Origin of the sequence: Streptomyces sp. NPDC007983 (assembly GCF_042958345.1) — a bacterium.
In the GTDB taxonomy this organism is placed as follows: domain Bacteria; phylum Actinomycetota; class Actinomycetes; order Streptomycetales; family Streptomycetaceae; genus Streptomyces.
In genome coordinates this window covers 47,866-66,750 of record NZ_JBIBJI010000020.1, presented here as the reverse complement: position 1 = coordinate 66,750, position 18,885 = coordinate 47,866, and the positions used below count along the sequence as shown (strand labels likewise).

Here is an 18,885-nt window from a genome sequence, read left to right as displayed (position 1 = left end):
GGGCGGAATGAGCCACTCCGCCCATCCTGCGTGCACATGGTCTTTTACCGCCGCGCCAGATCCTTTTCGGTCCGCTTGCGCCGCACCTCGCGCACCAGCGCGACACCGAGCACGACGGCCGCGGCGAGCAGCGACAGAACCATCTGCTCACGGCCGGTCGGGTCGGTGAACATGTAGCCGACCACGAAGACGATCATGCCGATGGTGACCCAGGTCAGATACGGGTACGCCCACATCTTCACCGTCAGCCGCTCCGGGGACTCGCGCTCCAGGACCCGGCGCATCCGCAGCTGGGAGAAACAGATCACCAGCCAGACGAAGAGCGCCACCGCGCCCGAGGAGTTCAGCAGGAACTGGAACACGGTGTCGGGGTAGGCGTAGTTGAAGAACACCGCGACGAATCCGAAGACGACCGAGGCGAGGATCGCCGTGGCCGGTACACCGCGCCCGGTGGTGCGGCTGAAGCTCTTCGGCGCGTCTCCGCGCCCGCCGAGCGAGAACGCCATCCGGGAGGCCGTGTACAGACCGGAGTTGAGACAGGAGAGCACGGCGGTCAGCACGATCACGTCCATCAGCTGACCGGCGTGGGCGATGCCGATGTGGTCCAGCACGGCCACGTACGGGCTCTTCTTCACCGCGGGGGAGTCCCACGGCAGCAGGGTCACCACTATGAGGATCGAACCGAGGTAGAAGACCGCGATCCGCCAGATCACACTGTTGGTGGCGCGGGCGACCGCCTTGCGCGGATTGGCGGACTCCGCCGCCGCGAGCGTGACGATCTCACTGCCCATGAACGAGAACACGACCATCAGCACGCCGGTGAGCACCGCGCCGGGACCGTTCGGCAGGAAACCGCCATGACCGGTCAGATTCGCGGCACCGACCGCACCGTCGGAGCCACCCGGCAGCAGTCCGAACATCGCGAGCCCGCCGACCACGATGAACACGGCGATCGCGACCACCTTGATGCCCGCGAACCAGAACTCGAACTCCCCGTAGGAGCCGACGGAGAACAGGTTCGTGGCGGTCAGCACCACCATCACGATGAGCGCCCATGCCCACTGCGGCACCGCGGGCACCCAGCCGGTGAGAATGGCCGCCCCCGCGGTGGCCTCCACCGCCAGCACCACGACCCAGAAGAACCAGTACAGCCAGCCGATCGTGAACCCCGCCCAGCGGCCGAGCGCCCGGTCCGCGTACGACGAGAACGAACCGGAGACCGGATCGGCGGCGGCCATCTCGCCGAGCATCCGCATCACCAGCACGACCAGGGCGCCCACCAGGGCGTACGAGAGCAGAATGCCGGGCCCCGCCGCGGCGATCCCCGCACCGGAGCCGACGAACAGCCCGGCCCCGATGACCCCGCCGATGGCGATCATCGACAGATGGCGGTTCTTCAGCCCGGCCTGCAGGCCCTCGCCCGCACCGGAGCCGGATCCGGTGGCACCGGGCGGGGCCTCGCCCGGTGGCGACTCGGCGCCACCGGGGGCGCGGGCGTCCGTGGTGATCGGCTTCTGGGCGCTCATGATCGTTCCTCGTCTTTCATGACGGCGGGAGCCGGCGCGCGCGGACGCACCCCTGTGGGGGCGCGCGGAAGGCGTCACCGGTGGTGAGCCGTGTCCCCGATCGGTGACACGAAAAGGGGCCCCGAACAGGACCTGAGCCCGGTGAAGGCGGGTGTGGGGCGGGTTGCGGTTCAGTGGAATCTAGGTGTCCCACCAGACCCCGGCCATCGACAGACGTCACGCATCGACCCCCTCGGTTTCATACAGACGTAAGAAAGCGAGGCCGTCCGCCCGGAGGATCGGCACCTCGCGAAAGGGGCGCGTACGCAGCCGCTTTATACATCGAAGGATGTACCGGCCTTTCATCATCGATCACGAGGCCCCGGGCGGCGTGGGGCATGAGGATGACGGGGACATCGTCCACGGCCCGACGCAGCGCTCGAGGATCCCCGTATGCCCCGGCTTCACCCTGCCCCGCCCGCCCCCTCGACCGCCCTCGCCCTCGGCCGGGCCCTCCTCGGCGGGCTGGTGATGGCCGTGGCCCTGGGGGTGGGAACCGGGGTGGGCGCGACGGCCCAGGTGAGCGGTTTCCTGGGTCGGGCGGCACCGGCCGCGCTGGTGAGCGGTGTGGCCGTACCCGTGGTGTGGCTGCTGACGCGGCGGGCGGGGCGGCCGCTGACATCGCTGGGGTTCGGCGGCGCGCGGGCGAGCGCGCGGGCGTTCCTGACCGGGGCGGGGGTGACGGCCGGGGCGGCCGCCCTGGTGCTGGGGGCGGGAACGGCGGCGGGCATGCTGCGCTGGTCCGAGGCCGACCCCCTCGACCTCGCCCGCTTCCTCCTCTCCAACGCGGTGGTGGCGCTGCTGCTCGAGGCGCTGCCGGAGGAGACGACGCTGCGCGGCTACGCCTGGTTCTCACTGCGGCAGCGGTTCGGCGGCGCGGTGGCGGCGCTCGGCACAACGGGCGTGTTCCTGCTGGTGCCCGGCGCCTCCACGGTGGTGGAGGCCGCGACCGTACGGCTCCTCGGCGGCGAACCGGGGCCGGTCGGCTGGGCACCGGACGGGCAGCACCCGGTGGACTACCTGATCCTGCTGACCGTCTTCGGGCTGACGCTGGTCGCGGCGAGGACAGCGGTGCGGCAGGCACCCCTGTGGGCCGCCATCGGCACCCATCTGACGTTTCTGACCGTCAACCGGATCGCGCTGGACGGCGGCGGACGCCACACGGGCTGGCCCGTCGAGGCGACGGCACCGGACGCGGTGCTGCTGGTGCCCGCGTACCTCCTCGTGGCCACCGCCGGGTTCGGGCTCTTCCGGCGGGCCGGGCAGGGCAGTTGGGCCCGTGCCGCCACGATCAAATGAGGTGACGGGCCCTGCCCGGACCCGTATCAAGAGGCCATGAACACGACGAGTGATACCCCGGGGGCCGGACGGCGCCTCGGGGTGCTGAGGCAACGGGACTTCCGGCTGCTCTGGCTGGGCGAGACCACCAGCGGGCTGGGCGCCAGCATCACCACGGTGGCGCTGCCCCTGGTCGCGGTGGTGGAGCTGCGGGCCGGCGCGTTCGAAGTCGGCCTGCTCGCCGCCGCGGTGTGGCTGCCGTGGCTGCTGATCGGGCTCCCGGCGGGGGCCTGGGTGGACCGGGTCCGGCGGCGGCCGCTGCTGATCGCCTGCGATCTGGTGTCGGCGGCGCTGTATGTGAGTGTCCCGGTGGCGGCCTGGTGCGATGTGCTGACGCTGGCCCAGCTGCTCGCGGTGGCGGTGATGTGCGGGGTGTCGGCGGTGTTCTTCAAGACCGCGTACCACGCGTACATTCCCGCGGTGCTGGACGAGCGCGATCTGCTGGAGGGAAACGCCAAGCTCCAGAGCAGCGAGGCCGGTACGCGCGTGGTCGGCAGCGGCACCGCCGGGCTGATCGCCCAGGCGTTCGGCGCGGTCGCCGGACTGCTGATCGACGCCCTGACCTTCATGGTCTCGGCGGTGTGCCTGCTGATGATCCGGGTCCGGGAACCGGCCCCGCCGGCCCCCGACGCAACGGCCACGCTGCGCCGCCGGATCGGCGAGGGGCTGCGCTTCGTCCGCCATGACCCGTATCTGCGGCCGATGGTCACGTACGGGGCCGTGCTCAACATGGCGCTGATGGGATATCAGGCGGTGCAGATCGTGTTCCTCGTGCGCACGGTGGGGGTGTCCGAGGCGACGGTCGGTGTCCTGATCATGTCCGGCAGCCTCGGCGGCATCCTCGGCGCCCTGCTCGCCACGGCCATCGGCCGCCGCTTCGGATCCGCCCGCGGCATGCTCGTCCTGCAGGCGGTCACCAGCCCGTTCGCCCTGCTGATGCCGCTGACCACGCCCGGGGCCGGGCTGCTGCTCTTCGCGGTCGGCTGGTTCACGGTGGGGACGGGCGTCGCGGTGTGCAACGTGGTGCTGGGCAGCTTCCGGCAGCGCTACTGCCCGCCCGAGCTGCTGGGCCGGGTGGTCGCGACGACGATGATGCTCAACCACAGCACCATCCCGCTCGGTTCGCTGCTCGGCGGACTCCTCGGCGACACGCTCGGACCGCGCCCCACCATCTGGATCATGACGGGGGTGCTGGCCCCCTGCTGGCTGATCCTGGCGCTGGGACCGATGCGGCGGCGCCGCGATCTGCCGCATGCGTACGAGGTGAAACCGGCGCCGGGCGGGACGGCCCCGGCCGTCGACGCGGCGGGCTGACGGCGCATTGCGCCGCTTGGCACATTATTTTTCCCGGTGGACAGGCCAGTATCCGACGCCGCTCCAAGGCACTAATGCGGACTCGCCGCAGTGCAGGACGAGCTGGTCGCCGCTGCCGCTGGTGGCGCAGAACGCGTCGGGCACGGTGCACGGAGCCGCGGCCGCACGGCTGGTTGAGAAGTTGTCGGTGGCGGCGGCGCCGGTGGTCGTGCCTGTCAGCGTCGCGGGCGAGAGGGCGAGGACGGTGAGGGCGGTGCGTGTCTTGCGCATGTGTGCCTGCTTTCGTGTGGGTCCGGTTGCTGTGGTGGCAGCGTGCCGGAACGGGTGTGGGAGAACCAGGGGCAAGGCCAACCTCCGAAAACAGGTACTCAGCGAGCCCGAAACTGCCTCATGGACCTCGGCGACATGACCGAGCCGGTCAGGTTCCTCGTCCGGAACCGCATCGCCTACTTCACCGAACAGCTTCGACGCCGTCTTTCAGGCCATCGATGTGCACGTCATTCCGACACTGCCCCAGGTTCCCCGGATGAACGTCATCGCAGAACGCTGGATCGGATCATGCCACCGCGAAGTCGACCGCATCCTGTCACCGGACAACGACACCTCCACCTCGTCGTCAGCGAGTACGCACAGCACTACAACCGCCACTGGGCACACCGAGCCTCGGATGACGACCACCAGACCGACTAACTTAGCGCCGGGACGACCCCGATCTGCCTTTTGTCCGCAAGATGGCAACAAGACCGCTCCGATTCCCCGGGAGTGCTTCGTCCATGCCCGCTCAATGTGACAGGTCGTGGGCACGGACGGCGGGCAGCGGTCCGTCGTGGCGTTCGACCTCGACCCGGCCGAGCTGGCCGGTGCAGCCCTGGGCGAGCCGGGAGGTGCCGATGTCGCGGGTCAGCGCGTTGGGGTTGCCGTGGACGCAGGTGGCCACCTCGGGCGCCGAGGGGTCGAACCAGGCGCCGGTGGAGAGCTGGACCACGCCGGGCCGCACCACGTCGCTGAGCACGGCCCCCGCCAGGCAGCTGCCCACGGTGCTGCGGATCCGCACCACGTCGCCGTCGCGTACGCCGCGCGCGGCGGCGTCGCCGGGGTGCATCCGGACCGGTTCGCGGCCGCGGACCTTGGAGGCGGTGCTGAGTTCGCCCTGGTCGAGCTGGCTGTGCAGCCGGGTGGGCGGGTTGTTGGCGATCAGGTACAGGGGGTACGCGCCCGGGTCGTCGGCGTCATCGGCGTCCCGTGGCTCCGGCGGCAGCCACGCGGGGTGGCCGGGGCAGTCGTCGTAGCCGTACGAGGCGATGGTGGCCGAGTACAGCTCGATGCGGCCGCTCGGCGTGGGCAGCGCCGCGCCCTCGGGGTCGGCGCGGAACCCGGCGTACAGAATGCGCTGTTCGCGCAGGGCGCGCAGCGGGACGCGGCCCGCGCTCCAGAAGGTCTTGAAGTCCTCCTCGGGCGCGTACTCCGGCGGCAGGCCCCGGCGCCAGCTCTCGTAGAGGTGTTCCAGCCAGCCGCGCGCGTCGCGGCCCTGGGTGAAGGCGTGGCCGGTGCCGAGTTCGGTGGCCAGGTCGCTGAGGATCCGGTAGTCGTCGCGGGCCTCGCCCACCGGGTCGGCGACGCGGTGCATGGCGATGAGCGCGGTGTCCTGTTTGGCGCCGCCGATGTCGTCGCGCTCCAGGGTGGTGGTGGCGGGCAGCACGAAGTCGGCGTGGCGGGCGGTGGCCGTCCAGTGCGGCTCGTGGACCACGACCGTGTCGGGGCGGGCGAAGGCCCGCCGCAGGCGGCCGAGATCCTGGTGGTGGTGGAAGGGGTTGCCGCCGGCCCAGTGGACGAGCCGGATGTCGGGATAGGTGTGGCGCCCGCCGTCGTACTCGAACTCCTCGCCCGGGTGCAGCAGCAGATCGGCGATCCGGGCGACGGGGATGAAGTCGGGGACCGGGTTGGTGCCCTGGTCCAGGGTGGGCAGCTTGTACGGGAGCGTTCCGGCGCCGGTGCCGCCGGTGGCGCCGTAGCCGTGGCCGAAGCCGCCGCCGGGCAGCCCGATCTGGCCGAGCAGGCAGGCCAGCGCGATGCCCGCCCACAGCGGCTGCTCGCCGCGGTGGGCTCGCTGGAGCGACCAGCTGAGGGAGATCATGGTGCGGTGTTCGGTCAGCTCGCGTGCGAGGGCGGCGATCCGGGCGGCGGGGATGCCGCAGATCTCCTCGGCCCAGTGCGGGGTCTTGGCGGCGGAGCCGTCCCGGCCGAGGACGTGACCGGCGAAGGTGTCGAAGCCCTCGCAGTGGCGGCGGCAGAAGTCCGCGTCGTACCGGCCCTCCTCGATCAGCACATGGCACAGCGCCAGCATCAGCGCGGTGTCGGTGCCGGGGACGGGGGCCAGCCACTCGGCGTCCAGTTCGGCGGCGAGGTCGTCGCGCAGGGGGCTCACCAGGACGAAGCGGGCGCCCCGGTCGCGGGCCGCGCTCAGCAGCCCCGCGGCCCGGTGGCGGCTGATGCCGCCCGCGTTGACCTGCGTGTTCTTGGCCGGCATCCCGCCGAAGCAGAGGAAGAGGCCGGTGTGCTCGGCCAGCACGGACAGCGGGGTGGGGTTGCTGATCGGGGCGTCGTCGCCCACCACATGGCGCAGCAGGGGGTGGGCCGCGCCGAGGCTGTAGGAGTTGACGGAGCGGGTGTAGCCGCCGAGGCAGTTGAGGAACCGGTGGATCTGGCTCTGCGCGTGGTGGAAGCGGCCCGCGCTGCCCCAGCCGTACGACCCGCCGAAGATGGCCCGGTTCCCGTGGGTGGTGCGGACCCGGTCGAGTTCGCGGGCCAGCAGCGGGATCACCTCGTCCCAGGGGACGGGCACATGGCCGTCGGTGCCGCGGGCCGGGTCGGGGCCGGGGCCGTGTTCCAGCCAGCCGCGGCGTACGTAGGGGGTGAGCACCCGGTCGCGGGGGCCGAGCGCGGCGGGCACGTTGCGCAGCAGCGCGGCGGGGTGGGGGTCGCGGGGGTCGGGGGTGACGTCGAGGCCGCCGTCCGGGCGGAGGGCGGCCTCGAAGGCGCCCCAGTGCGAGCTGTGGGGGTGGCCGCGGGAGGTGGCGCCCGGGTGCGGCCCCGTTCCGTCGCCGTCGTGGGCCGTGTCGTCGGCTCCGTTGCTCGCTGCCCTGCTCATGAGGTGGTCTCGCCTTTCGTCCGTTCTCTCCCTCCCTCCAGTTCCTCTCTTTGCCCCGCTCACTCCCCCTCGGTCGATCCTGGGCCGCACCCCGGCCGGCCGGCGTCAGCCGGTCGGCCCATCGGAGGGGGCGGGCGGTAGGGTGGCGACCGGCTGCTGAGCGTTATCGTCGATCCCGTTCCGCGTATGCCGATATTCGGCCACCGATGGCATACTTGAACGCGCGACCAAATGGGTTCACTCCCCGCCAGGGCCGCGGCGGTGGAGGCCGTCATCTGCCCATGGCGGAAGTCCGAGGGCAAGGTGAGATGACCACATGACGCGACCGGACACGCCGCCGCGCGAGCAGCCCGTCCGGTCGGACGACCTCATCGACGAGGCGTCCACAGCCAGGGCCACTGTCGACGAGCACGGCATCGTCACCCAGTGGAACGAGGGGGCCGAAGGGCTGCTCGGATACCGGTCCGAGGAGATCGTGGGCAGGTCGGCGGCCGGTCTGCTCGCCGACGAGGCAAATCCGCGGTCGGTGGCCGAAACCCTGCGCACGCTGAATCCGCCCGACCGGTTCCGCGGCCGGGTGACGCTGCTGAGCCGCGACGGCTCCCGGGTCACGGCCGGGCTGCTGGCACACCGCGTCACCGCGCCCGGCGGGGCCACCGAATGGCTCGTCGTCTCCCCGCTGCCCCGGCCGGAACGGCCGCTGGCGGACGAGGAGTTGCTCAAGCGCTGCTTCGCCCAGGGGCCGTGCACGATGGCGGTGTACGACACCGGGCTGCGGCTGCGGTGGGCGAACCAGGACATGGAGCGGGTACTGGGCCTCACCCAGGAGGAGATCCGCGGGCTGCGGGTGCCGGAGATCACCCCCGGGCCCGAGGCGGAGGAGACCGAGGAGCGGATGCTCCGGGTGCTGGAGACCGGCGAGGAGCAGCACATCGAGCTGTTCCTGCGGATGCCCGGGCGCGACCGTCCGGTCGCCTGGTCGACCTCGCTGGCCCCGCTGCGGGACGGTGAGGGCCGGGTGGCGGCCGTGATGCTGTCCGCGCACGACCGGACCCCGCAGCACACCACCCGCAGGCGGCTGCTGCTGCTCAACGAGGCGAGCATCCGGATCGGCTCCACCCTGGACATCGACCGCACCGCGCAGGAGCTGGCCGATGTGGCGGTCCCGGAGCTGGCCGACTTCGTCACCCTCGATCTGCTGCCCTCGGTGCACGGCGGGAGCGAACCGCGCCCGGGCCCCCTCAGCGGCCATGTGATGCTGCGGCGGGTCGCCGCCCGGTCGGTGTTCGCGGGCACCCCGGAGGCTGTGGTGGAGGTGGGGAAGGTGGCCGCGTACCCCGACTTCTCCCCCGCCGCCGAATGCCTGAAGCTGGAGCGGGGGCTGCTGAACCGGGTGACGGACCCGGCGGTTTCCCGGTGGGCGGCGGAGGCCCCGGACCGGGCCGCGTCGATCCATCAGTTCGGCTTCCACTCCACGATGGCGATCCCGCTGCGCGCCCGCGGCACCACGCTCGGCGTGGCGACGTTCTCCCGACACCAGCGCCCCGAGCCGTTCGAGGAGGACGACCTGCTGCTCGCCGAGGAGATGACGGCGCGGGCGGCGGTCTGCATCGACAACGCCCGCCGCTACACCCGGGAGCGGAACACCGCGCTGGCCCTGCAGCGCAGCCTGCTGCCGCGGACCCTGCCGCGCAGCGCGGCCGTCGACGTCGCCTCCCGCTATCTGCCCGCGGGCCCGCAGGCCGGGGTGGGCGGCGACTGGTTCGATGTGATCCCGCTGTCCGGGGCGCGGGTCGCGCTGGTGGTGGGCGATGTGGTCGGCCACGGGGTGCAGGCGTCGGCGACCATGGGACGGCTGCGCACGGCGGTCCGTACCCTCGCCGATGTCGATCTGGCCCCCGATGAGCTGCTGACCCACCTGGACGACATGGTCAACCATCTCTCGGCGGAGGCGGAGAGCGCCCAGGGCCCGGCGGGCGCGGGGGCCACCAGCGGGGACATCGGCGCCACCTGCCTGTACGCGGTGTACGACCCGGTCTCCCGGCTCTGTTCGATCGCCCGGGCGGGGCATCCGCCGCCCGCGGTGGTGGCCCCCGACGGCTCGGTGGACCTGCTCGATCTGCCCGGCGGCCCGCCCCTGGGGCTGGGCAGTCTGCCGTTCGAGACGGTGGAGGTGGAGCTGGCGGAGGGCAGTCTGCTCGCCCTGTACACCGACGGTCTGCTCGAGTCCCGCGACCAGGACGTCGACCGGGCGCTGGACACGCTGCGCTCCGCGCTGGCCCAGCCCACCGAGTCGCTGGAAGCCACCTGCGACATCGTGCTCAGCAAGATGCTGCCCGGCCGCCCGGCGGACGACGTGGCGCTGCTGCTCGCCCGCACCCGCGCCCTGGACGCCGGCCACGTGGCCACCTGGGACCTGCCGGCCGACCCCTCCGTGGTGGGGCAGGCCCGCCGGGACGCCTCCGCACAGCTGGAGGCGTGGGGCCTGGACGAGGCCGTGTTCACCACCGAGCTGGTGGTCAGCGAGCTGATCACGAACGCCATCCGGCACGCCAAGGCCCCCATCCAGCTGCGGCTGATCCACGACCGCACGCTGATCTGCGAGGTGTCCGACGGCAGCGGCACCGCGCCGCATCTGCGCCGGGCCCGCACCTTCGACGAGGGCGGCCGCGGGCTGCTGCTGGTGGCTCAGCTGACCCAGAGCTGGGGCACCCGGCAGACCGGCACCGGCAAGACGATCTGGGCGGAGCAGTCCCTGCCCCCGGCCGACGGCTGATCCCGCCCGCACGCCTCAGGTCCGTGAGGGACGTCCGGCTTCACTACAATCGGCGGCCGGAAGCCCTGTTCGGCACGGACGTGAGGCTGCACCATGGCATGCGGCGTCAGGCGGACGCCGCCGCCCGCCGGCGTGGCGGGCCCCGCGGCGGAACGAAAGGCCGCACTGCATGCGAACTGAAGCCACGCGTTCCTGCGACTCACTGGCCGCACTGAGCCCCGCCGAGTCGGCCCGGCTGATGGCGGTGATGCGGGAGGCCGCGCTGAGCCGCGGCAGGCTCCCGCTGCCCGCGCGCCCGGTGATCGGCCAGTCCTGGGACCGGATGCTGCGGCTGGGTCTGGACCCGGACCGCGGCCACCTCCGGGGGCTGCTCAGCCTGGACGAACTGGAGCGGCGCCGGCGGGCGACCCGGCTGGCCGATGTGCTGCCCACCCTGCACAGCGGGCTGCTGGAGGCGGCGGAGGCGGCCTGCCACATCATGATCATCGCGGATGCCGACGGCCGGGTGCTCTGGATCGACGGCCACCGAGGCGTCCGGCGGCACGCGGAGGGCATCGCCCTCACCGAAGGCGCGCACTGGGCCGAGGAGACCGCCGGGACCAGCGGCATCGGCACCGCGCTCGCCGTCCGGGCGCCCGTGCGGGTGCACTCCGCGGAACACTTCGTCAGCGCCTTCCACACCTGGAGCTGCGCCGCCGCGCCGCTGCACGACCCCCGGGACGGGCAGCTGCTCGGCGTCATCGACATCAGCGGGCCTGCCCCCACCGCCCACCCCACCGTGCTCTCCCTGGTCACGGCGACGGCCCGGTGGGCCGAGGGCGAACTGCGGCGGGCCCACAGCCGCGAACTGGACGCGCTGCGCGCCCTCGCCGCGCCCGTCCTCGCCCGCATCCCGGGCAAGGCCGCCGTGGTGGACCGGCACGGCTGGGTCGCCGCCGTGACCGGGTTCAGCCCGCGGGACCACCGGCTGCCGCTGCCGAAGGCGGCGCGGGAGGCACCGTACGGGCCGGTCTGGCTGCCCTCGCTCGGCACCTGCGCGGTGGAGCCGCTGCCCGGCGGCCATCTGCTGCGGGTGCTCGACGGCGAGGACGGCGCCCCGGCGGCGCCCGCCGGATCCGGCCACCTGGTGCTGGACGTCATGCATCCGCACCACTGGTCGCTGACGTTCTCGGGCCCCTCCGGCGTCTGGACGCACGGGCTCAGCGCCCGCCACGCCGAACTGCTGCTGGTGCTCGCCGCGCACCCCGAGGGGCGCACGGCGGCGCAGCTCGCCCACGATCTGTTCGGCGACCCGACCCGGACGGTCACCGTGCGGGCGGCGATGTCCCGGCTGCGCGGACGGCTCGGGGCGGTGCTCGCGCACCGCCCCTACCGGTTCGCGGACCGGATCCGCGTCGAGGTGCGGAGGCCGGAGAGCGGGCAGGATCTCCTGCCGTTCAGCGTGGCCCCCGCGGTCGCCCGCCTGCGCGGGTGAGCCGCCTCAGCCGCGGCCCGCGACCTCCTCCGGGCTCAGCACCTCGGCGAGGCGTTCGGCGGGCAGCAGCCCCTTCTCCAGGACGAGTTCGGCGACGCCGCGCCCGGTGGCCAGGGCCTCCTTGGCGATGCTGGTGGCCGCGCTGTAGCCGATGTACGGGTTCAGGGCGGTGACCAGGCCGATGGAGTTCTCGACCGTGGCGCGCAGGTTCTCGGCGTTGGCGGTGATGCCCGCGACGCACCGGTCGGCCAGCACCAGGCAGGCGGCGCGCAGATGGGTGACGCTCTCCGAGAGGGAGTGCAGGATGATCGGTTCGAAGGCGTTCAGCTGGAGCTGTCCGGCCTCGGCGGCCATGGTGATGGCCACGTCGTTGCCGATCACCTCGAAGGCCACCTGGTTGACGACCTCGGGGATGACCGGGTTGACCTTGCCGGGCATGATGCTGGAACCGGCCTGCACCGGAGGCAGGTTGATCTCGTTGAGCCCGGCGCGCGGGCCGGAGGAGAGCAGCCGCAGGTCGTTGCAGCTCTTGGAGAGCTTGACGGCGATGCGCTTGAGGACGCCGGACAGGTGGACGAACGCGCCGCAGTCCTGGGTGGCCTCGACCAGGTTGGCGGCGGTGATCAGGGGCAGTCCGGTGATGTTCTCCAGGTGGCCGCGGGCGGCCTCGGCGTAACCTTTCGGGGCGTTGAGGCCGGTGCCGATCGCGGTCGCGCCGAGGTTGATCTCGTGTACGAGGCCGGAGGCCTCCAGCAGCCGGCTCTGGTCCTCCTCCAGCATCACCGCGTACGCCGAGAATTCCTGGCCCAGCGTCATCGGCACCGCGTCCTGGAGCTGGGTGCGGCCCATCTTCAGGATGTCGCCGAACTCCTCGGCCTTGGCGGCGAACGCCAGGCGCAGCGTCTCCATGGCCGCGTGCAGCTCACGGACGGCGATGATCGTGGAGACGTTGACGGCGGTCGGGTAGACGTCGTTGGTGGACTGGCTGAGGTTGACGTCCTCGTTGGGGTGGAGGATGCCGTAGTCGCCCTTGGCGTGGCCGAGGATCTCCAGGGCCCGGTTGGCGATGACCTCGTTGGCGTTCATGTTGGTGGAGGTCCCGGCGCCGCCCTGGATCACGTCCACGGTGAACTGGTCGTGCAGTCGGCCGCGGCGTATCTCCTGGCAGGCCGCGGCGATGGCGTCGGCCTTGAGCGAGGAGAGCAGGCCCAGGTCCTCGTTCGCGCGGGCCGCCGCCTCCTTGACGGCGGCCAGGGCGTTGATCAGGTGCGGGTAGGCGGCGATGGAGGTGCCGGTGATGGGGAAGTTCTCGGAGGCGCGCAGGGTGTGGATGCCCCAGTACGCGTCGGCGGGTACGTCGCGGTCGCCGAGAAGGTCGTGTTCGCGGCGGGTGCCGGAGTCAGCGGTCATGGCTGTGCGAGGTTCCTCACGGTGGGCGGGCGGATCAGGCGGCGGGCAGGGCGAGGGCTCCGGTGGCGTGCAGGCAGCCGACCGTGGTGCCGCCGCCGTGGACCGGGGTGGTGGCGAATTCGGTGAGGACGTCGGGGTCGATGCCGCAGTGCGCGAGGGCGGCTGCGGTGACCGGCATCCGGGCGCGGTCGGCGCCGTCGGCGATCTTGACGACGAGGGCCCGGCCGTCGGACAGCCCGGCCATCTGCACGCCTTCGAAGCCGTCCTTGGCGAGCAGCCCGGGCACCTTGCGCATGAGCCGGGCGACGTCCCGGTCGTCACCGGACGCCATCTCGGGGTGGGTGCGCATGGCGTCCGCGACCCGGCCCTCGGGGGTGTCCGGGGCCGCGGAGGCGATCGCGGCGGCGGCGCGGGCGAGGCCGAGCGGGGAGACGGAGAACAGCGGCGCGCCGCAGCCGTCGACGGTGACCCGCGCGACGCGCTGTCCGGTCAGGTCCTCCACGGTCTCGGCGATCACCTGCTGGAGCGGGTGGGCGGGGTCGAGGTAGTCCTCCAGGGACCAGCCGCGCAGCTTCGCGGTGTACAGCATCGCGGCGTGCTTGCCGGAGCAGTTCTGCGCCAGCCGGGAGGCCTGGCGGTCGGCCCGCAGCCACTGCTCGCGCATCGCGGAGCCGTAGGGCAGGTCGGGGGTGTTGCGCAGGTCGTCCTCGGTGAGGTCCGCCATCTCCAGGATGCGCCGGGCCCCGGCCAGGTGGTCGTCCTGGCCGGAGTGGCTGGCGGCGGTGAGCGAGAGCAGCTCACCGTCCAGCGGCAGCCCGGCGCGCAGCAGCGCGACGGCCTGCACGGGCTTGAGCGCGGACCGCGGGTAGAACGCGGCGTCGATGTCGCCGGCCTGGAACTCGACCCGGCCGTCCGCGGCCAGGACGACCGCCGACCCATGGTGCACGCCCTCGATCACACCGGCGCGTACGACATGGGCGAGCGGCACATGGCGCGGTTCGCGGATGACGGGGGGCTCGGCCGGGGTGTGGCGAGCGTCGTCGGTGTGCTGCCCGGTGGTGGTGTTCATGGTGATGGTGATGCTCCGGTCGTCGGGGTGGTTCACGGGGTGGTTCATCCGCCCGGTTCGGGTGGGGCCCGGGTCGGTCGGGCCGGTCTACTCGGCCGGCGCCGCCTCGGCGCGGGTGGCGTCCACCCGGCGCCTGACGCCGAACCAGCCGATGACCAGCGCCAGCGCGATCGCCGGGAGCGCCATGACGGTGAGCCGGCTGGGTCCGCCGTCGGCCCACATCAGGACCAGGACGGAGGCGAGGAAGCCGAGGGTGACGATTTCGGTGTACGGCGAGCCGGGGAGGCGGTAGCCGGGCCGGGTGAGGTGGCCCGCCCGGGCGCGGCGCCAGAAGAGCAGATGACAGATCATGATGATCGCCCAGGTGGAGAGGATGCCGAGCGCCGCGAAGTTGAGCACGATCTCGAACGCCTTGCTGGGCACGACGTAGTTGAGGCCGACGCCCAGCACACACATGCCGGAGGTGAGGAGGATGCCTCCGTAGGGCACCTGGGTGCGGCTCATCGCGCCGGTGAACTTGGGTGCGGAGCCGGCCATGGCCATCGAGCGCAGGATCCGGCCGGTGGAGTAGAGCCCGGAGTTGAGGCTGGACATCGCGGCGGTGAGGACGACGAGGTTCATCACGCCGCCCGCCGCGGGCACGCCGAGCTTGGAGAGCACGGTGACGAACGGGCTCTGGTCACCGGAGTAGGAGCCGGAGGGCATCAGCATGGACAGCAGCACCACGGAGCCGACGTAGAAGACGGCGACGCGCCACATGATGGAGTTGATCGCCTTCGGCATGACCTTCTCGGGCTCCAGGGTCTCGCCCGCGGTGACACCGACGAGTTCGACGGAGGCGTAGGCGAAGACGACGCCCTGGATGATCAGCAGCATGGGCAGCGCACCGTGCGGGAACAGGCCGCCGTGGTCGGTGATCAGGCTGGGGCCGGTGGTGTGGCCGTCCACCGGGTGGCGGCTGACCAGCAGGAAGATGCCGATCGCCATGAAGAGGACCAGCGCGCCGACCTTGATGATGGCGAACCAGAACTCCAGCTCACCGAAGATCTTCACGGAGATGAGGTTCACCGTCAGCACGACGGCGAGCGCGATCAGCGCGATCACCCACTGCGGGATGTCGGTGAACATGCCCCAGTAGTGGGTGTAGGTCGCGACCGCGGTGATGTCGGCGATGCCGGTGGTGGACCAGTTGAGGAAGTACATCCAGCCGGCGACGTAGGCGCCCTTCTCGCCGAGGAACTCCCGGGCGTACGAGACGAACGAACCCGAGGACGGCCGGTGCAGCACCAGTTCACCGAGGGCCCGCACCACCAGGAAGGCGAAGAGGCCGCAGATCGCGTACGCCAGGGCCAGCGAGGGCCCGGCGTCCTTCAGGCGCCCTCCCGCGCCGAGAAAGAGCCCGGTGCCGATGGCACCGCCGATGGCGATCATGTTGACATGCCGGGCCTTGAGGGACTTGCTGTAGCCGGCGTCACCGGCGTCGACATGCTGGGGCTGATCGGGCCCTTGGTCGTGGCGTTCTTCCTGCCGGAGGGACTGCTCGCTCACGCCTGCTGTCCGCCTTCCGTTGGTACGTATCACACGCCGTCCGCCGAAGCGGGGCGCACGATGGAGGTCAGGGTGGTCTCGACCCGTTCGAGGTGGTGGGTCATCGCCGCCACCGCGTCGGGTTCGGACCCGTCGGCGAGCGCCTCGACGATCGCCCGGTGTTCTCGGTTGGACTGCTCCCGGCGGCCGCCGAGTTCGTTGAGAAATGCCGACTGCCGTGCCAGGGCGTCACGGATCTCCTCGATCACCCTGCGGAAGACCGGGTTCTGCGCCGCCTGGGCGACGGCGAGATGGAACGTGGTGTCCATCGCCACCCAGGCGGTGGTGTCGGTCTCCCGCTCCATCCGGTCCAGCAGATGGGCGAGGTGGTCGAGGTCCTCGGCGGAACGGCGCAGTGCCGCGTACCCCGCGACGGGGATCTCGATGTGCCGCCGCACCTCCAGCAGGTCGCTCGCGGCGTAGTCGCCGAAGGTGGGGTCCTCCACCGGACCGCTGGAGATGACGAAGGTGCCCTTGCCGGTGCGCGAGGCGGTGAGCCCCATGGTCTGCAGGGCCCGCAGGGCCTCGCGGAGCACCGGCCTGCTCACCTCCAGACGACGGCACAGCTCGGCCTCGGAGGGGAGTTTGTCCCCCACCGCGTAGTCGCCGCGCTCGATGGCGCCCCGGAGGTGGCTGAGCACCGCTTCCATGGCACTCACCCGACGAGGAAACGATTCAGCGCCTGTCTGGCTGTCTGACAAGTTCACCCGAGGATCCTGAGCCGTGCGCCAAAGCGTTGTCAAGACTTCTGATGCGGCGAATGATCCGGCCGTCTGGCGAATGAATTCGGCCACCCAATGCCCGCTTTATGCGTATATGGACTTTTCGCCGTCCAGGCCGGAGACTGCGACTGAGGGGGCGAAGGGACGGGGTGTGACGCGCGATGACGACCGCACGACGCGCTGTGACGAGGACGACGAGGACGCGGATCACGGCACTCGACACCCATGACATCCGCTTCCCCACCTCGCGTTGGCTCCACGGCTCCGACGCCACACACCCCGACCCGGACTACTCGGCCGCGTACGTCGTCGTCCGCACCGACGCCGGGGACGGCCTGGAGGGCCACGGCTTCTGCGCCACCATCGGCCGCGGCAACGAGATCGAGGTCGCGGCGATCGACGCCCTGCGCCCCCGGCTGGTCGGCGCCGAACTGCCCGGCCTGCCCGGCGGTCTGGCGGACCTCTACCGTTCGCTCGCCGACGACGGTCAGCTGCGCTGGCTGGGCCCCGAGAAGGGCGTCATCCACATGGCCGTCGCGGCGGTGATGAACGCCCTGTGGGACCTCGCCGCCAAGCGCGCCGGGAAGCCGCTGTGGAAGCTGCTGGCCGACCTGTCCCCGGAGGAGCTGGTCGCGCTGGCCGACTTCCGCTACCTCACCGACGCCCTCACCCCCGACGCCGCCCTGCGCATCCTGCGCCGCGCCGCCCCCGGCAGGGCCGGGCGCGAGGCCCGCCTGCGGGCCGAGGGCTACCCGGCGTACATCACCTCCTGCGGCTGGCTCGGCTACGACGACGACCGGCTCGCCCGGACCGCGCGGGCGGCCGTCGCCGACGGCTTCACCCAGATCAAGCTCAAGGTCGGCGCCGACCCCGCCGACGACATCCGGCGCTGCCGGATCGCCCGCGAGGTCATCGGCCCCGACATCCGGCTGGCGCTCGACGCCAACCAGCGCTGGGAGGTCGGCGAGGCGGCCGAGCGCACCCGGGCGCTGGCCCGGTTCGACCCGTACTGGATCGAGGAGCCGACCAGCCCGGACGAGATCATCGGGCTGGCCGCGATCCGTCGCGCCGTCGCACCCGTGAAGGTCGCGGCGGGCGAGCACGCGGCGAACCGGGTCGTCTTCAAGCAGCTGCTGCAGGCGGGCGCGCTCGATGTGCTGCAGCTGGACGCCTGCCGGGTCGGCGGGGTCAACGAAAATCTCGCGATCCTGCTGCTGGCCGCCGAGTTCGGGGTTCCGGTGTGGCCGCACGCGGGCGGCGCCGGGCTGTGCGAACTGGTCCGGCACCTGGCCATGTTCGACTACGTGGCGGTCTCGGGCACCCGGCGGGACCGGGCCGTCGAATACTCCGCCCATTTGCACGAGCACTTCCTCGACCCGGCGATCGTCACCGACGGCCGCTACCACGCCCCCACCACCCCCGGCTTCAGCGCGACCCTGCGCCCGGAGGCCCTGCGGACCTACGCCTACCCCGACGGCGCGGCGTGGCGGTAGCGCCACGCGGCGCCGTGGGGGCCCCTCCCCGGGCCCGGCGCGTGGGACGTGGGGGCGGGCCCGGGGCGCCGGACCGTCCGACCGCTCCTGACCCCGGGCGCCTGCCCCACGGACACCGAGCCCCGGCCGGGCGCCGAACCCCGGCCGTCTCCGGGCTCCGGCCGGGCGCCGGACCATCCGACCGCTCCTGACCCCGTAGAGGCCGGCCCTCGGGCACGCCAGGCCCCTGGCGGCCGCCAGCCGACGGGGACACCAGGGCCCGGCCCGCCCGGACCCCGGGAACGCCGGACTCGACGAACCCCAGACCCCGGCGCCGCCCGGGGCCCCGGAGACGCCAGGTACCGCGCGCCAGGCCCCTGGCGGACGCCGGACCCTGGGCACACCAGACCCCCCGCGGGCACCGCGCCCCGGCCCCCGGGGCACCGGACGCCGGAGACGCCAGCCCCCTGGCGCCAGACCGTCCGACCGCTCGTGACCCGAAAACGCCGGGCCCCGTGCACACCAAGCCCCCGGGGGCGCCAGACCTCGGCGGGCGCCAAGCCCCCGGGGGACGCCAGGGCCCGGCCGGCCCGGATCCCGGGAACGCCGGGCCCGAAAACGCCAGACCCCCGGCCGCCCCCGGCCCCGGGGGCCTGCCCCCGGAGACCCCAGACTCCGGCGGACGTCAGACCCCAGTGGAGCCGGGCCCGAGGAGGCCAGGCCCCCGGCGGACGCCGGACCCCGGTCCCCGGTCCCCGGCGGGCGCCAAGCCCCCAGGGACGCCAGGGCCCGGCCGGCCCGGATCCCGGGAACGCCGGGCCCGAGGAGGCCGCCAGACCCCGGCCCCCGGCGCGTGCCAGGCCCCGGCAGGTGCCGGGCGGTTGCGTGGTGGCCCGTTCCGGCGATCGGGGCACGCGCGGGGCGTCCGGGGTCCGGGGGCGGAGCTCCCTGGTTCGGGAAGGGGCGGGTGGGGGAAAAGCCCCCAGCCACCGGCGGGCGTATCGGGGTGA

The 18,885-nt window shown here is 72.7% G+C and carries 12 protein-coding genes; 5 read left to right on the top strand and 7 right to left on the bottom strand.

Annotated elements, in window-relative coordinates; genetic code table 11:
• Positions 1-44: 44 nt before the first annotated feature.
• Positions 45-1,526: an amino acid permease gene (locus ACFZCY_RS38100; protein WP_391184174.1), complete on the bottom strand. Its 1,482-nt coding sequence runs from the start codon at positions 1,524-1,526 to the stop codon at positions 45-47.
• A 432-nt stretch (positions 1,527-1,958) separates the two neighbouring features.
• Between ACFZCY_RS38100 and ACFZCY_RS38095 the strand changes: the two genes are divergently transcribed.
• Positions 1,959-2,864, top strand: a complete 906-nt coding sequence (locus tag ACFZCY_RS38095; protein ID WP_391184171.1) for a type II CAAX prenyl endopeptidase Rce1 family protein — start codon at positions 1,959-1,961, stop codon at positions 2,862-2,864.
• Between the two features lie 36 nt (positions 2,865-2,900).
• On the top strand, positions 2,901-4,217 hold the full coding sequence (locus ACFZCY_RS38090; RefSeq protein WP_391184168.1) for an MFS transporter: 1,317 nt from the start codon (positions 2,901-2,903) through the stop codon (positions 4,215-4,217).
• A 24-nt stretch (positions 4,218-4,241) separates the two neighbouring features.
• On the opposite strand, the gene ACFZCY_RS38085 is transcribed toward ACFZCY_RS38090, so the two are convergent.
• Both ACFZCY_RS38085 and ACFZCY_RS38080 read right to left on the bottom strand, forming a co-directional pair.
• A complete protein-coding gene (locus tag ACFZCY_RS38085) occupies positions 4,242-4,487 on the bottom strand; it encodes a hypothetical protein (RefSeq protein ID WP_391184165.1) in 246 nt (81 codons plus the stop codon).
• A gap of 511 nt (positions 4,488-4,998) precedes the next feature.
• Positions 4,999-7,365, bottom strand: coding sequence for a molybdopterin-dependent oxidoreductase (locus ACFZCY_RS38080; RefSeq protein ID WP_391184162.1), 2,367 nt, complete (start codon positions 7,363-7,365; stop codon positions 4,999-5,001).
• 316 nt (positions 7,366-7,681) lie between these two features.
• Here ACFZCY_RS38080 and ACFZCY_RS38075 point away from each other — a divergent pair, with 316 nt between their 5' ends.
• Together ACFZCY_RS38075 and ACFZCY_RS38070 are read left to right on the top strand one after the other, a co-directional pair.
• Entirely contained in the window at positions 7,682-10,141 is a 2,460-nt protein-coding gene (locus ACFZCY_RS38075) for a SpoIIE family protein phosphatase (RefSeq protein ID WP_391184159.1), read from the top strand.
• Positions 10,142-10,310: 169 nt separating this feature from the next.
• Positions 10,311-11,615, top strand: a complete 1,305-nt coding sequence (locus tag ACFZCY_RS38070) for a GAF domain-containing protein (RefSeq protein ID WP_391184156.1) — start codon at positions 10,311-10,313, stop codon at positions 11,613-11,615.
• 6 nt (positions 11,616-11,621) lie between these two features.
• On the opposite strand, the gene aspA is transcribed toward ACFZCY_RS38070, so the two are convergent.
• The 4 genes from aspA to ACFZCY_RS38050 all read right to left on the bottom strand — a co-directional run bounded on the left by aspA (position 11,622) and on the right by ACFZCY_RS38050 (position 16,331).
• Positions 11,622-13,025: an aspartate ammonia-lyase gene (gene aspA / locus ACFZCY_RS38065; protein ID WP_391184153.1), complete on the bottom strand. Its 1,404-nt coding sequence runs from the start codon at positions 13,023-13,025 to the stop codon at positions 11,622-11,624.
• A gap of 34 nt (positions 13,026-13,059) precedes the next feature.
• On the bottom strand, positions 13,060-14,094 hold the full coding sequence (locus tag ACFZCY_RS38060; protein ID WP_391184304.1) for an asparaginase: 1,035 nt from the start codon (positions 14,092-14,094) through the stop codon (positions 13,060-13,062).
• Between the two features lie 87 nt (positions 14,095-14,181).
• Positions 14,182-15,642: an amino acid permease gene (locus tag ACFZCY_RS38055; protein WP_391184150.1), complete on the bottom strand. Its 1,461-nt coding sequence runs from the start codon at positions 15,640-15,642 to the stop codon at positions 14,182-14,184.
• Between the two features lie 29 nt (positions 15,643-15,671).
• Positions 15,672-16,331, bottom strand: coding sequence for an FCD domain-containing protein (locus ACFZCY_RS38050; RefSeq protein WP_391184301.1), 660 nt, complete (start codon positions 16,329-16,331; stop codon positions 15,672-15,674).
• A 233-nt stretch (positions 16,332-16,564) separates the two neighbouring features.
• Between ACFZCY_RS38050 and ACFZCY_RS38045 the strand changes: the two genes are divergently transcribed.
• Positions 16,565-17,896, top strand: coding sequence for an enolase C-terminal domain-like protein (locus tag ACFZCY_RS38045; protein WP_391184147.1), 1,332 nt, complete (start codon positions 16,565-16,567; stop codon positions 17,894-17,896).
• Positions 17,897-18,885 lie beyond the last annotated feature (989 nt).